Source organism: Stenotrophomonas sp. AGC87, assembly GCF_057333975.1.
Genome location: NZ_JBHFHW010000015.1, coordinates 84,305 through 99,733 on the forward strand (window position 1 = coordinate 84,305; position 15,429 = coordinate 99,733).

6 protein-coding genes and 1 pseudogene are annotated in these 15,429 nt (G+C 67.2%); 3 read left to right on the plus strand and 4 right to left on the minus strand.

Features of this window, described 5'->3' with window-relative positions; genetic code table 11:
- Positions 1 to 3,455 (plus strand): cellulose synthase subunit BcsC-related outer membrane protein (locus ACE026_RS06510; protein WP_486038430.1); only part of this gene is annotated, 3,455 nt, incomplete at its 5' end.
- A gap of 127 nt (positions 3,456 to 3,582) precedes the next feature.
- Positions 3,583 to 4,704 (plus strand): cellulose synthase complex periplasmic endoglucanase BcsZ, encoded by a 1,122-nt coding sequence (gene bcsZ, locus ACE026_RS06515; RefSeq protein ID WP_486038506.1) that lies wholly within the window; start codon positions 3,583 to 3,585, stop codon positions 4,702 to 4,704.
- A 37-nt stretch (positions 4,705 to 4,741) separates the two neighbouring features.
- Here the strand turns inward: bcsZ and ACE026_RS06520 are convergent, their stop codons facing one another.
- Positions 4,742 to 6,058, minus strand: a complete 1,317-nt coding sequence (locus ACE026_RS06520) for an NCS2 family permease (RefSeq protein ID WP_152152404.1) — start codon at positions 6,056 to 6,058, stop codon at positions 4,742 to 4,744.
- A gap of 93 nt (positions 6,059 to 6,151) precedes the next feature.
- Complete coding sequence (ettA, locus tag ACE026_RS06525; RefSeq protein WP_121042662.1) at positions 6,152 to 7,816, minus strand: energy-dependent translational throttle protein EttA; 1,665 nt, start codon at positions 7,814 to 7,816, stop codon at positions 6,152 to 6,154.
- A gap of 236 nt (positions 7,817 to 8,052) precedes the next feature.
- Between ettA and ACE026_RS06530 the strand changes: the two are divergent.
- Positions 8,053 to 8,557: pseudogene (locus ACE026_RS06530) on the plus strand (RcnB family protein).
- A 59-nt stretch (positions 8,558 to 8,616) separates the two neighbouring features.
- Here the strand turns inward: ACE026_RS06530 and ACE026_RS06535 are convergent.
- Positions 8,617 to 13,893 (minus strand): MBG domain-containing protein, encoded by a 5,277-nt coding sequence (locus ACE026_RS06535; RefSeq protein ID WP_486038431.1) that lies wholly within the window; start codon positions 13,891 to 13,893, stop codon positions 8,617 to 8,619.
- An 11-nt stretch (positions 13,894 to 13,904) separates the two neighbouring features.
- Positions 13,905 to 15,377 carry a ShlB/FhaC/HecB family hemolysin secretion/activation protein gene (locus ACE026_RS06540; protein ID WP_486038432.1) on the minus strand — a complete coding sequence of 491 codons (1,473 nt, stop codon included), beginning with the start codon at positions 15,375 to 15,377 and terminating at the stop codon, positions 13,905 to 13,907.
- Positions 15,378 to 15,429: the final 52 nt, after the last annotated feature.

Below are 15,429 nucleotides of genomic sequence, written 5' to 3' on the forward strand. Positions count from 1 at the left end.
CCCCCCCCCGCTACTGGTTGACCCTGCAGGAGGTGCGTCGCCAGCCCAGCGGCGATGCCATCGCCCGTGTGCAGCAGGTCATCTCGCTGCAGCCGAAGGAGCCTGCGGGTTACGTTGCGCTTGCGGACCTGCAGAGCGGCAGCGATCCGGCCGCGGCCGAACGCAGCTACCGCAAGGCACTGGAACTGGATGCCGGTAACGCCGGTGCGCTGCAGGGCCTGGTCGGTCTGCTGGGCCGCCTGGGCCGCGCCGATGAAGCGGCCGCACTGTTCGACCGGCTGACCCCGGCCCAGCAGGAAAGCGCCGGCGGCCAGTCCGTGCTGCGTGCCAACCTGGCCCGCGCTCGTGCGCAGCAGGCCTTGGCCGAAGGCAGCATCGAGATGGCGCAGATCGAACTCGAAGATGCACTGTTGGTGCAGCCGCGCGATCCGTGGCTGCGGCTGGAACTGGCGCGCCTGTACAAGCGTGCCGGCCGCCCCGACCAGGCCAACGGCGTGATCGAAGGGCTGCGCGCGCTGGACGACAGCTCGGCGACCTCGCTGTATGCGCAGGCCCTGTTCGCCCAGGAAAGCAGTGATTGGCCGCGGGCCTATGCACTGCTCGAACGCATCCCCACCGCCTCGCGGGATTCTGAAATGACTGCGCTGCACGACACAGCATGGGTGCAGGTGCAGGCCGCCCAGGCGCGCTCGCTCATGCAGCGCCAGCGCAGCGGCGAAGCGCAGCTGTTGCTGGCCCGTGCCGAAGCCGCACTCGGTGACCGGGTCAAGAATCCGTCCATCGTGGCCGCGTTGGCCGGTGCATACGCCGACATCGGCAGCCAGCAGCGCGCCCTCGTGCTCGCGCAGCGCCTGATCGAAGGCGGTTCGCCCAGCGTCGACAACCGCCTGGAATATGCCTCGGTGCTGTTGCGCGCCGGGCGCGATGGCGAAGTCGCCGCGATCCTGCGCCAGCTGGCCGACGTGCCGCTCTCGGTGAGCCAGCAGACTCGGTTGAACGATCTGCGCAGCGGTTACGTGCTGCGCCAGGTCGATGCGCTGCGCGAGCTCGGCAATCTTGAAGGCGCGTACGCGGTGTTGGCCCCGGCGCTGGCCGAGCGCCCGCAGGATCCGCGCAACATTGCTGCGCTGGCACGCCTGTATGCCGCTGCGGGCGACAACGGCCAGGCCCTGGCGCTGTATCAGCAGCAGTTGCAGCTGGCCCCGGGCGATCTGGATGCGATGGTCGCCGCCGCCGGCAGTGCTGCGGCGATGCGGGACATGGACCTGGCCGAACAGTATCTGGAGCGCGCGCTGAAGCAGGCGCCGGAATCGCCGGATGTGTTGGCGGCCGCAGGCCGTGTGTACCGCGCGGCCGGCAAGAACCGCCGCGCTGAAAGCTACTTCCGCGCGTCGCTTGCGGCTGCCGCGAAGGGCAGTGGCCAGCTCGACAACGGCTACCCGCAGGCGAGCACGGCGATGCTGGCAGGCGGCGGCAGCTTCAATCCGTTCGCCGGCCTCAACCGTGGCGGTGGCACCCGTACCGCAGCGCTGCGCGATGGGGGGCTGCCATTGCCGGCGGCGACCGCCCGTCTGGCCGCCGAACCGCTGCCGATGGATGCCGGTCCGTCGATGGGCCTGAGCCTGGGCCCGGCGAGCGTCACCCCGGTGATCGATGCCGATGGTCTGCCGGAACCGGTCATGGCCACGGCCGCGGCCAGCGGCGGTGTCGGCCTGCCGTTGCCGGTGCCCGGCTCGCGCCAGGTGCCCAGCCAGGCGAGCGCGCCGCGCGCCTCGCGCAACACCGCGCTTGGCCCGCTGCCGCCGGCCACCACCGGCAACGGCGTGCTGGATGAACTGCGCGCGCTCAAGGCCGAGAACAGCAGCAGCCTGGCCGTGGGCGCGGCGTATCGCACCCGCGCCGGCGAAGCCGGCATGGGCCAGCTCGATGACCTGCAGGTGCCGCTGGAAGGGCAGTTTGCGGTCGGCGATGGCAAGCTCAAAGTGGCCATCACCCCGACCGTGCTCGACGCCGGGCGCCCGGATCCCGAATACACCAGTGCCAGCCGCTTCGGCGGTGGCCCGCAGGCCGCCCTCGCGGGTGCCCTGGCGGCTGACCGCACGCCGGTGGATGACCTGGTCGGCTCCTCGCTGTACCAGACCCTGTTGACCCGTGGCGAGAGCATCGTCACACGCAATCTCATCTACGAACGCGCACTGGACAATGGCCGCTACCAGGAGCTGTTCAACCAGACCGACAGCGCGCTGACCCAGGCCGAGCGCGTTGCCGCGACCCGCGAACTGCTGTTCGCCGATCCACTGCCCAGCTACATCCTCAGCCGCGATCTGGCCAACACGCCGATCAGCGATATCGCCACGCAGGTATTGGGCAACGCCAGTCTCGTGCGCGGGCTGAGCGCGGCCGAGCAGGCCCAGCTCAAGACGCTGGCACAGGGCGGCGGTGGCTCGCAGACCCCGCAGGCCTTCCAGGACACCTTGTATGCGATGGTGGCCAACGCGGCAGGCTCGCGCCGGATGAGTTCGCAGGATGCCAGCGGTGCCGGCGTCTCGGTGGGCTACGAACGCGGTGGTTTCCGTGCCGACGTTGGCAGCACGCCGCTTGGCTTCGATGACACCCAGATCGTCGGCGGCATCGGCTACCGCGGTCAGATCGGCGATGCGCTGACCTGGTCCGGCGAAGCCTCGCGCCGCGCGGTGACCGACAGCCTGCTGTCCTTCGCCGGTGTGGAAGACGGGCGCAACGGGCTGCGCTGGGGCGGGGTGACCGCCAGTGGCGCCAAGCTCGCCGCGACCGTCGACAACGGTCAGTTGGGCGGCTACGCCAGTGCGTCCTGGCACCGCCTGGAAGGCGAGAACGTGGCCGACAACGACCGCCAGGAAGTCGGCGTGGGCGTGTATGTGCACGCGCTGGAAACCGACAACCAATCGCTGACCGCTGGCCTGAACCTCACGGCGATGCAGTACGACCGCAACCTGAGCGGCTTCACCTACGGCCACGGCGGCTACTTCAGCCCGCAGCGCTATGTGGATGTCGGCTTCCCGGTGCACTGGAACGGGCGTACCTCCAGTGGCCGCGTGGCCTGGCAGCTGGATACCAGCGTCGGCGTACAGCACTTCAAGGAAGACGCTGCGCCGTACTTCCCGACCGACCCGGCGATGCAGCAGGCTGCCTACGAGGCCGCCTCGATGGCCGCGCTGCTGGGGCTGACCACCGAGTACGTCGATCCGGTCTACACCGGCCAGACCAAGACCGGTGTGTCCTACAACCTCAGCGCCGCGGCCGAATGGCAGCTGTCTTCGCAGCTGTTCCTGGGCGGGCGCATGGAGTTCAACAACGCGCGTGACTATCGGCAGTTCGGCACCAGCCTGTACCTGCGCTTCCTGCTCGACCGCCTCGGCGCGGGGCTGGGCAAGCAGCCGCAGCCGCTGCGCTCGCCGTACACCTCGGGTGAATGATCGCCGTCATGCGCTGATGACCGGCCCGCTGCCAGGCTTTACCTGGCCGCGGGCGTCCCGCAGGCTTGGCTGGTTCCTGCTGCGAAGAGGCTGATGTCCCGTGACTGATTCCCCATCGTTCCACCCGATGCGTCGCCGCCTGCTGCAGGCGCTGGCCGTGACCCCGCTGCTGGCCTGCTCGGCCAATGGCCCGGCGCGTGGCCCCGGCCCGTGGACGGCATGGCAGGTGATGCGTGCTTCCAGCGTGACCCCGGACGGCCGCATGGTCGACCACAACAACGCCGACCAGCGCTCGACCTCCGAGGGCCAGTCCTACGCGCTGTTCTTCGCGCTGGTGGACAACGACCAGCCGCTGTTCGACCGCATCCTGCGCTGGACCGAGGACAACCTCGCCGGCGGCAGCATGGCCCAGCGCCTGCCGGCCTGGCTGTGGGGGCGTGATGCCGCCGCCAGCGCCTGGAAGGTGCTGGACGACAACCCGGCCAGCGACTCGGACGTGTGGCTGGCCTACACCCTGCACGAAGCGGCGCGCTTGTGGAAACGGCCCGCACTGCGGCAGACCGCCGAGGCGATGCTGGCCGCGATCCTGGCCCAGGAAGTGGTGAATGTGCCGGGTCTGGGCACGATGCTGATGCCGGGGCCGAACGGGTTTGCGACCGAAGATACCTGGCGCTTCAATCCCAGCTACGTCCCACTGCCGCTGCTGCGCCGGTTCGCCGCACTGGACCCGACCGGGCCGTGGACCACCGTGATCGGCAACAGCATGCGTCTGTTGCGCGACACCGCACCGCACGGCTTCGCGCCGGACTGGACCGCATGGCGCGACGGCAGCTTCATCGCCGACCCCGACAAGGGCCCGCTCGGCAGTTATGACGCCATCCGCTGCTACCTGTGGGCGGGCATGACCGCAGTCAACGATCCCAGCTTCCGCCCGGTGCTGGAGGCGCTGCATGGCCCGCTGACGGTGTTGCGCGACGGCCAGCCGATACCCGAGAAGGTCAACACGCTCACCGGCGCGCGCGAGGGCACTGGCAACTACGGCTTCGAGGCGGCGTTGGTGCCGTACCTGCAGGCGCAGGGCGAAGCGGACCGGGCAAAGGCGATGGTGGCTGGCCTGCCCACACCGGAGCAGCAGCGTGCCGCACCGCCGCGCTATTACGAGCAGGTGCTCAGCCTGTTTGCGCTGGGCTGGTACGAAGGTCGCTATCGCTTCGCCGCCGACGGCCAATTGCGGCCGGCCTGGGCCTGATCCGCCGCCTACCGACCGCGCGTCGGTAGGCACACTCTCATTCCAGCGCGTAACGCAGCACGAACAGCCCGGCCACCAGCCATACCGCCGGGTGCACCTCGCGCCAGCGCCCGGTGCCGGCCTTGAGCACCGCGTAGGCGATGAAGCCGAAGGCCAGACCATTGGCGATGGAGTAAGTGAACGGCATCGCCAACGCGCACAGCGCGGCCGGCACCGATTCGGTCAGGTCGCCCCAGTCCACATCGACCAGCTCACGCAGCATCAGCCCGGCCACGAACAGCAGGGCAGGGGCGGTCGCGTAGCCGGGCACCATCGCCGCCAGCGGCGAGAACAACAGGGCGGCCAGGAACAGCGCGGCCACCACCAGCGCGGTCAACCCGGTGCGGCCACCGGCCTGCACGCCCGAAGCGCTTTCAGCGAAGGCGGTGGTGCTGCTGGTCCCGAGCAGCGAGCCGGCCACGATCGCGGTGCTGTCGGCCAGCAGCGCACGGCCGAACCGCTTCTGTGCGCCCGGCAGTTTCAGCAGCCCCGCGCGACCGACCACGCCATACAACGTGCCGGTGGCATCGAACACTTCCACCAGCACGAACACCAGCACCACCTGCAGCAACACCGCGATCGGCGCGCCGCCGTCGTGGTGCAGCAGGCCGGGCAGGTCCAGCTGCAGGAAGGTCGGGGCCAGACTCGGCGGCAGCGAGATCAGGCCGTGGAACTGCACATCACCCAGCAGCCAGGCGGCACCGGTGACGGCCAGGATCCCGATCAGGATCGCACCGCGCACCTTGCGCGCCTCCAGGATCGCGATCAGCAGGAAGCCGGCCAGTGCCAGCAGCGGCGGCGCGGTGTTGAGCGGACCGAGTGCGACCAGCGTGTCGGTGTTGGCGATGATCACGCCGGATTTCTGCAGCGCGATGATCGCCAGGAACAGCCCGATGCCGGCCACGATCGCCGCACGCAGCGAGGGCGGGATGCCCGCCACCAGCCACGCGCGTACGCCAGTGAGCGACAACACCAGGAACACCAGACCGGATATGAAGACGGCGGCCAACGCCTGCTGCCAGGGCAGGCCGGCGGCGCCGACCACGGTGAAGGCGAAGAACGCATTCAAGCCCATGCCCGGGGCCATGCCGACCGGGAAGTTGGCGGCGAACGCCATCACCATCGAGCCCAGTGCAGCGGCCAGGCAGGTGGCGACGAATACCGCACCCGGGTCCATGCCGGTGGTGCCCAGGATGTCCGGGTTGACGAACACGATGTAGGACATCGTCAGGAAGGTGGTCAGGCCGGCCAGCAGTTCGGTGCGCACGGAGGTGCCGTGCTGCTGCAGCTGGAACAGGCGCTCGGGGAGGGACATGGTGGTTATCTCGCGACGATAAGGCGTCACGACCAACGGTCGTGACCTACCGGAATGCAAACGGGCGCGCAGTGCGCGGCCGTTTTTCCTTTCTTATTTCAGCGCCTTGAAGCGCAGGCGCTTCGGCGCGGCGTCGTCGCCCATGCGGCGGCGCTTGTCTTCTTCGTACTCGCGGTAGTTGCCCTGGAAGAACTCCACGTGCGAATCGCCTTCGAACGCCAGGATGTGGGTCGCGATGCGATCCAGGAACCAGCGGTCATGCGAAATCACGAAGGTGTTGCCCGGGAACTCCAGCAGCGCATCTTCCAGCGCACGCAGGGTTTCGATGTCCAGATCGTTGGACGGTTCATCGAGCAGCAGCACGTTGCCACCCTGCAGCAGGGTCTTGGCCATGTGCAGGCGGCCACGCTCACCACCGGACAGCGAACCGACCAGCTTCTGCTGATCCTGGCCCTTGAAGTTGAAGCGGCCGATGTACGCGCGCGACTGGATCTCCACACCGTTGATGTTGAGGATGTCCAGGCCGCCGGCGATTTCCTGGAAGACGTTGTGGTTGCCTTCCAGCGCGTCGCGGCTCTGATCCACGTAGGAGAGCTTGACGGTCGGGCCGACCACGATCTCGCCGGTATCCGGCTTTTCCTGGCCGGTGATCATCTTGAACAGGGTCGACTTACCGGCACCGTTGGGGCCGATGATGCCGACGATCGCGCCACCGGGAACCAGGAAGTTGAGGTTGTCGAACAGCAGGCGATCACCGAACTTCTTGGAGACGTTCTTGAACTCCATCACCGCATTGCCCAGGCGCTCGCCCGGCGGGATGAAGATTTCATTGGTCTCGTTGCGCTTCTGGTAATCCACCGACTGCAGCTCTTCCAGGCGGGCCAGACGGGCCTTGCCCTTGGTGCGGCCGCCCTTGGCGTTCTGGCGCGACCACTCCAGTTCCTTCTGGATCGCCTTCTGGCGGGACTTCTCCTGGTTGTCTTCCTGACGCAGGCGGTCGTCCTTCTGGGTCAGCCAGTCGGTGTAGTTGCCCTTCCACGGAATGCCGCGGCCGCGATCCAGTTCCAGGATCCACTCGGCGGCGTTGTCCAGGAAGTAGCGATCATGGGTGACGGCCACGACGGTGCCGGTATAGCGGGCCAGGAACTGCTCCAGCCATTCCACGGACTCGGCGTCCAGATGGTTGGTCGGTTCATCGAGCAGCAGCATGTCCGGCTTCTGCAGCAGCAGGCGGCACAGCGCCACACGACGCTTTTCACCACCGGACAGGGTGCCCACGATGGCTTCCCACGGCGGCAGGCGCAGCGCATCGGCGGCCACGTCCAGCTGGTTTTCCAGGGTGTGCGCATCGCCGGCGGCCAGGATCGCCTCCAGGCGCTCCTGTTCCTTGGCCAGCTTGTCGAAGTCGGCGCCTTCCTCGGCATAGGCCAGGTAGACGGCGTCCAGCTGGGCCTGGGCCTGCAGCACTTCGCCCACGCCTTCCTCGACCGATTCACGCACGGTCTTGGTCGGGTCCAGCTCCGGTTCCTGGGCCAGGTAGCCGACCTTGATGCCGGCCTGCGGGCGGGCTTCGCCCTCGAAATCGGTGTCCACGCCGGCCATGATCTTGAGCACCGTCGACTTGCCGGAGCCGTTCAGGCCCAGCAGGCCGATCTTGGCACCCGGGAAGAACGACAGCGAGATGTCCTTGATGATCTGCCGCTTGGGCGGGACCACCTTGCTGACGCGGTTCATGGTGTAGATGTATTGCGAGGACATGAGGTCTCCGAAGGCGCAACCCTGCGCCCGTTCCAGACGGAACAGGAACAGATGGAAGAAAAGGATGCCCCGATTATAGCCGGAAGCGATCAGTGCCGCCGGGAGCCACCGGCCCCGGGGCTTGCCGCCGCCTGAATGCGGGGTCAAAGCCCTTGAATTGGAAACCGTTTCCAGCCGGAGACCGTTCAGACGCCGTGCGCATGATGGAGCCATCAACCCACCAAGCGAGGCCAATCATGCGCATGAATCGATTTGTGGTCGGGGCCGTAGCCTCGCTGCTGGCCTTGGGCACCGTGGCCCCGGCCTTTGCCGATGACCACCGTGGCCCCGGCCTTTGCCGATGACCACCGTGGCCGCGGTCACGACCGCCGGGAGTGGCGTGATGACCGCCGCGACAACCGCCACGATCGCCATGACCGGCACGATCGTCATGACCGTCGCGAGGTCCGCCACGACCGCCGTTACGACCATCGCTACGACAACCGTGGTTACTACCGTCCGGGCCCGCCGCCGCCGCGTGTGGTCTATCGCCCGGCGCCAGGGTATGGCTCCTACGGCTGGGCGCGTGGCCACCGCTACCGTGAGTACTACGGCGGCCCGGTCTACGTGGTCAACGATTACAGCCGCTATTCGGTGCGCCGCCCGCCGCGCGATTACCACTGGATCCGCGATGATCGCGGCAACCTGCTGCTGGTCGCCATCGCCACCGGGATCATTGCGGACTACGTGATCAACCGGTAAGCCGGATGACAAGAAGGCGCATCCGGTGGATGCGCCTTCTTGCTATCGCACGCCGGCGATCATTCCGGCGGGTGGCGCAGGCAACCTCCGCCCAAGGACGTGCAGCGATCCCCGACGGGACGGATAGCCGCTTCGCTCATGCGGTACAGCGGCGTGGTGGACGGTTCAGCCAGCGGGGACACAGCGACAGCAGGCAGATTCGCCGCGACTTCACGGGCCATCTGCCGTGCCTGCTCCCTGGAAACACCGACGATATCCAGCGTGCCGGGGCGATAGCGGATCTCGTAGTTGCCCAAGCGGGCACCCTGCGCATCGCCGGCGTGGATCGCATAGCGGCCGGGGCGCGCACCGGCATCATCCCCCTCGGTGCGCAACACAAGGCTGTCGATGGCATCGCCGTTGAGCAGCCCGTCGGCGGTATGGCCGTTCAGTGCGGTGGTCTGGCCGATGCCCCTGCGGGCATCGTTGGCGGTGATGGTCAGCCCGGCCTTGCCGATGGACAGCACACCACCTACGTAGGTGATGTCGTAGTTCGACAGCCCCGTGCCATCGGCGTTGCTGGCGGTGATGGTGTAGTCACCGACATTGGCCGTCGCCACCATGCCGGTGGATGCCAGATCTACTGAAGACACGGTGTCGCCGTTGACCAGGCCTTGGCTGACGAAGCCGTTGAGGCCACCGGTCTGCCCGTAGGTCTTGCTGCCGTTCTGTGCGGAAAGGCTGAGCGAGCGGCGGTCAACGAACAACTGGCCTGGGGTGAGGGCCAATGCGTAGCCGGATGCGCTCGTATCAAGTGTGCCCTGTGCAGCGTCGATCAGGTACGGCGACGTGGATGCATTGGCGGCCGCGGCCGCGCCGGCCGAGGTGAGCACAGGCGCACCGGTCAACAGATCCGCCAGTGTATCGCCACGATAGGCACCGGCAGCACCGCCCATCATGCCGGTCACCGTGAACGCGCCGCTCAGATCCAGGGTGTCGCCATAGATTTTGTGCAGGGTGGCACCGGCTACGGTCAACGTGGGTTGCCACGCGAACAGATAGCGGTTGCCGGTCGCCGAGGTGCCGGCAAAGGCAGCGGTATTCCAGAGCGCGGTGTTGCCGCTGTCCAGGGTGTTGAACGCGTGAGGAGCGTGCGGCGATTGCAGATAGATGCGCCAGTTGCCAGCCCCGGTGATGCGGATGGCGTCGGCCCCGGTACGGTTGTCGAACAGCGCACCGGTGGAGAGCGCAGCATTGTCGGCGAGGATGTGTCCGTTCAACTGCAGGTCGCCAGCGGCATCGACCATGAGTTGGCCGGTGCTGATGTCGTCCAGCTTCAGCGCGCCGGTCGTGGCGATGGACGCATTGCGTCCGCGCAGACTGACAAGGTCACCGAAGCGGTTGCCCGCGTCGGTCAGGAGGATGTCGCCGTCGCTGGTGAAGGCGGTGCGGCCATCAATCTGCAGCGCGGCCTGTTGGGAAATGCCGGCCGTGCCGGCCCGCGCGTCCAGGGTGCCACGGGTGGAAGTGCGGTCCAACAGCAGGCCGCCGCTGCTTGCGATCACCACGTTGCGCCCCTCCAGTGCAACGCTGCCATCGAAGCGGTTGTCGGCCCGGTCAAGGGTGATATCCGCGCCTGCCTGCAGGCGGCTGCTGCCACCCACCTGCAGTGCATCGGCCTGAGTGATCGCACCAGCACTGTCTACCTGGAGCGCGCCCTGCACGGATGTACTGCCCAGCTGCACGCTGCTGCCGCCCAACGATGCATGACCGGTCGCCTGCAACTGTTGCAGATCCAGCGCCGCGGCGCTGGTCAGCACGATATCGTGGCCGCTGGCCTGCAGCGCGCTACCCAGTTGATTGCCTGCATTGCCGAGCACGATGTCGTTGCTGGCGGTCAGCTGGCTGTTGCTGCCGATGGCCACGCTGCCGCTTCCCTGGCGGATATCGCCGGCGCTTGCGCTGGCCACCAGCGCACCATCGATGCGGGCGTCATCGATCAGCAGCGAGGCTGCATCGAGACCGGCCCTTCCCGCAATGCGGGCATCGGCCAGCGACAGGCTGCCCGTACTGCTGGCATCCAGCGTGGCGACATCGACGCCCTGCAGCGCCAATGCCGACTGCGCGCCGATCCGCGCCTGGTTGCCCTGCAATGCCACCGTGCCGCCAAACGTATTGGGCTCCGTGTCGAGTGTCAGATCGCCGCCGCTGCCGGCAGTGAAGCTGGCGTTGCCACCGACGTTGAGCGCGCCGTTCTGGGCGAAGCCGCTGGTGCTGGCGATGTCGAGCTGGCCGCTGGTACGGATGGCCTTCGTTTTCACCGTCGCGCCGCTCAGCTGCAGGTTGTTCAACCCTGCGCCGGCAAGCGTGCCAGCATCGCCCTGCAGATCCAAAGTGCCGTGTGCGGCAAGTGCCAGGCTGGCCTGGCCGGTGCTGGTGCCGTCGATGCGTCCGACCTGCAGGCTGCCGCTGTTGCTGCGCACGCTGAACAACTGCGGGATGGCCGAGGACAGACTGAGATTGCCGAGCATGATGGCGCCATCGGCGGTGATATTGCCGCTCAGGCGCAGTGGCCCGCCGTTGCGGGTATCGAGGCTGGCCAGTGCGCGGTTGCTGCCCACGTTGCCACCGAACACGACATCCAGGGCCCGTGCGATGGTCAGCGCGTGACCGCCGTCAACGCTGCCCTGGAAGTTGATCTCGCCCAGCTGGCTGTCCAGCACGGTATCGCCAGCCAGTTCGATGGCGCCCTGGTAGTACTGCAGGCCGATGCTGCGGCCCGCCACGGGAAGCTTCACGGTATCGGCGATCGCCACCACGCTGGCCACATCCAGATCCGCGAATGCCAACGTGCCTGTGCCGCGGATGCCGCTGTTGCCGCCGCGCAGCGAGACCGGGCCACCAAACCGGTTGACCGCGCGACCCTGGTTGTCCGTGTTGTCCAGCTGGATCGAGGTGCCCGCTGCAATGCGCGTGGCCCCACCGACATCCAGCATGCTGCCGGCGCTCTGGCCGAGCCCGCCGCTCAGCGCCAGCGTGAGATCGCGGTCCAGCCTGCTGTTGCCCAGGAGGAGGTTGCCTGCGTGTAGTTCGGCATTGACGGCGCTCAGGCTGACCTCGCCGCTGAAGCGGTTGCCGGCATCGCGCAGGACGATGTCGCCATCGGAGCTGATACGTGTCCTGCCATCGACCTGGTAGGCACCGGCCTGGGCCAGCGAGGCGGCGGTACTGATGTCGAGGTTGCCCCTGCTGGTGATGCCCTGGCCGCTGAACTGCGATCCTTCGATGGCGACATTGGCAGCGCTGATGTTGCCGTTGACGTGGATCGCACCGTCGGTAACAAGGCCCAGGTCGTAGCCGTTGGGCCGGGTACTGGTGATGCCACCGGTGGTGATGACGCCACTGCCGGTGCTGGTCAGTCGGGTATCGCCGGCCAGTTGCACATCGCCATCGAGCATGATCGTGCCGCTGCTGGTGATGGCATTGCCAACCGTGATGGTAGTGGCCTGGGCGAGCAGGCCTGCCACCGCACCGCTGCCTCCAACCGCACCGCCGAAGGTCAGGTTGCGTGCACTTAGCGACAACGCACCGCCGTCACCGTCCACCGTACCGGCAAGCTCCATGTTCCCGGTGGTGGAGGTCAGGCTGCGCGAGCCGACCAGGCGCAGCGGGCCGTAGAAGGCGATGCTGCCGAGGGCGTTGACGTTGCCGGCCAGCTGGATGCCACCACCGGCATCGACATTCAGGCCCTGCAGCGGCGAGATGCCGCCCACCGCACTGGAGAACGTGGACAATCCCCTGGACGCCACGTCCAGGCGATAGCTGCCATCGATCGTGCCATCGAAGGCGATCGCGCTTCCCTCCAGCGTTGAATTGCCGGTCAGCGTCACCGCGGATCGATAGGTCTGGTTGCCCGTGGTCGTGACTGCGCCGTTCAGGCCGATACTGCCGCCCTGCGCTACGAGGGTTGTTGCATCGATGGTCCCCAACCCCAGCCTGCCGCTGCCGACCAGCATCAGGTCGGCGCCGGTGGCGTTGACCCGTCCGCCGAAACTGTTGTCGGTGTTGGTCAGCGTGATGTTCCTGCGAGCGCCGGCTTGGCCTGCGCTGAGGGTGCTGGTGCCGCCGACCGACAAGGCTGCGCCATTGCTCAGGTCGGTGTTGGTGGTCAGCGTCAGGCCAGCACCGACAGTACCGCCGACGGTGGTGATGCGGTTGCCAGCCTGCGCCAGATTCACGCTGCCTTGCACGCCCAGCTGCAGCGTGCCCTGCACGGCACCGGCCGTCTGCATCACACTACCCGCCTGGATCGCGATGTCATCGGCGTTGATGTCGCCGGCCAGTCCGACAGCATCGGTGGCCGCCAGATCGACCGATCGGGCAGTGACGTTGCCACCGGACATCTGGATGGCGCTGGAGCTACGGATGGTGAGGCTGCCATCGCCTGCATCGATGGCGTTGGCGATGATGGTTCCGCCGGTGTTGATGCCAACGCTGGACAGGCCAGGCCCCATCAGCGCGTTCATGCCGATGTTGCGTGCGTTGAGGACACCGGCATTGCTGATGCCGGTGCCGGCGATCGTACTGGCAGCCGTCGGCAGGAACGTCAACTGCGACATTCCCGAGGATGAGACACCATTCATGACCGTGGCAGCACCAGCGGCGACCAGGTCGATGTTGCCGTTGGTCGCCGAGATGACGCCGGTGTTGGACACGGCGCCACCAATCAGGCTGATGCCACCGGCGAGGGCAGTCAGCGTGGCCCCGTTGTTGCTGACCACGGCACTGGTGCCCCCACCGGCCAGCTGGAAGGTGGGCGAAACCCCGTTGGCGTCCAGCAGCCCCGGCGTGCCGGGCAACAGCGTGCTGGCCAGCAGCCCACCTACGTTCACGCTGGAGCCCGCATTGAACGTGATGCCCGCCGGGTTGATCAGGAATACCTGGCCGTTGGACGTCAGTTGACCATTGATGAGACTGCCCGAACTGCCTGTGACCAGGTTGATCGCCGTCGCCTGCGAACCCTGCAGGAGATTGAACTGGACCGTGTTGGCGGCGCCGATGTTGAAGCTGTTCCATTCGATGAGCGAGGCCCGGCTGGCCTGGTCGATCGTCATCACCGTGCCGCTGACGTTGATGATGGCCGAGCCTGACCGGATGATCTGACCCTGCGGCAGCGTCTGTGCCGCGGCGTGCAGGCTGCCGGTCAGCAGCAGCGCGGCCGTCAGTGCCCGCAGGACGGGACGGTGGGGCCGGCGTGTGACTGGGCGCTGCCCACTCCGCGCTGTCGAGCAGACTTCTGCCGCCACCTGCACCAGGCCCAGCACATGATTGAATACAAGTCGATAAATGCGATTCACGGCGGAGGTCCTCAGAAGGTGGTGCTGATGCGCGCCCAGTACTGGGTGCTGCGTTCATCGCTGCCGCGGTAGCTGCCGGTGGGCCTGGCCGCGCTCATGTCCAGGCGCAGGTCGGGTTTCCACGGCAGGCGCAGGCCAACCCCCAATCCCACGCCCTCCAGCGTCATCGGCAGTACCCCTTGGCGGCGGTTGTCCGGTGCGGGCGAGGTACGGCCCCAGTCATAGAACGCGTTGATGTCGAGCAGCTCCCCCCAGCGGCGGTTGTTGAACGGCGAGGGTTTGTCGGCAAAGCCCGGTGCACTGACCTGATACTCGAGCGTGGCCTGCACGCCACGATCGCCCAATGCGGTGGACAGCGGATACGCGCGCACGCTGGTCGGCCCGCCCACACTGAACTGCTCCATCGGCGTCAGCGCGTCATCGGTGAACTGGGCATTGCCGCGCAGTAGCAAGCGCTGGTGGCCGGGCAATGCCTGCAGGCGCGCCAGCGCCATGCGTCCCACCCAGAAGTAGGGCGCATGCGAGGTGTAGAGCCAGTTCTGCGGAGATGATTCATCGTTGATCGACTTGCGCAACGATATCTGTGCCAGGTTCATGCCCCGCCAGCGGCGATCGGTATGGCGCAGGCTCACGCCGGCATCGATCACATCGAAGGTGTTCCGGGAAAGCACGATGCCCAGCCCTTCCAGCTCGGATGTTTCGTGGATCCAGCGAGCCGATGCCTGCACCTGAAGATCCGTGCGCTGGATGAACTTCCAGTCGCCTCCGGTATAGAACATCGTGGTTGGACCCTTGAGCTGCATTGCAGCGAAAGGCCCCCTGTTGACCTCCATTTCGCTGCGGCTGATGCCGACGATACCGCTCAGTCCCTGGACGTCATCGAAGGGGACACTCAATGACAGCGCCGCCTGCCAGCTGTCGGCAGGGTCGAGACCGTAGCCGAGGCTGGCAGCCAGCACGTCGCCAGCCCCCAGTGCGTTGAAGGCACTTACGCCCAGCTCCGCGCGGTATTTCCCGGTGCTGTCGGTGCCGTGATTGCTCAGGCCGGCCGTGATTTCGTAGGGGTGATCACTGTCCTGGGCAATCAGGATGATGTCGGTTTCGCCTTCGTTCTGGCCGGGCTGCAGGACCGAGGTGACCGATACCCCCGGCAGGTCGCGGGCGTAGAGCAGGGCGCGCTCCAGTTCAGCCTGTCGCAGCGGCCGGCCGATCAGGCTCAAGCTGCTGGCATTGAGCTGGTCGTCGCGATAGCGCCTGCTGCCCTCCACCACGACGCGCCCCACGCGGCCTTCCATGATCCTCAGCGTCAGGGTCCGGGTGTCACCGATCTGCTGCGGCGGCACATAGGCCACCGAGACCAGAAACCCTGCCTCGCGATACGTCTGGGTGATCCGCGCGCTGATCTGCTGGATCTGCTCGAAATCCAGTGCGCCGGGCAACGTTGGGCTGATCTCACGCAGTGTCCGGTTGGCGACGGCGTTCACGGACGCTGGGCTGATGCCGCTGGCAGGGTGATCGCCCACCCCCTCCACCGTG

What these genes read in the sequence shown, in the direction of transcription:
- ettA (WP_121042662.1), bottom strand. Translation starts at nt 7,816, where the DNA reads ATGTCCTCGCAATACATCTACACCATGAACCGCGTCAGCAAGGTGGTC.
- bcsZ (WP_486038506.1), top strand. Translation starts at nt 3,583, where the DNA reads ATGCGTCGCCGCCTGCTGCAGGCGCTGGCCGTGACCCCGCTGCTGGCC.
- ACE026_RS06520 (WP_152152404.1), bottom strand. Translation starts at nt 6,058, where the DNA reads ATGTCCCTCCCCGAGCGCCTGTTCCAGCTGCAGCAGCACGGCACCTCC.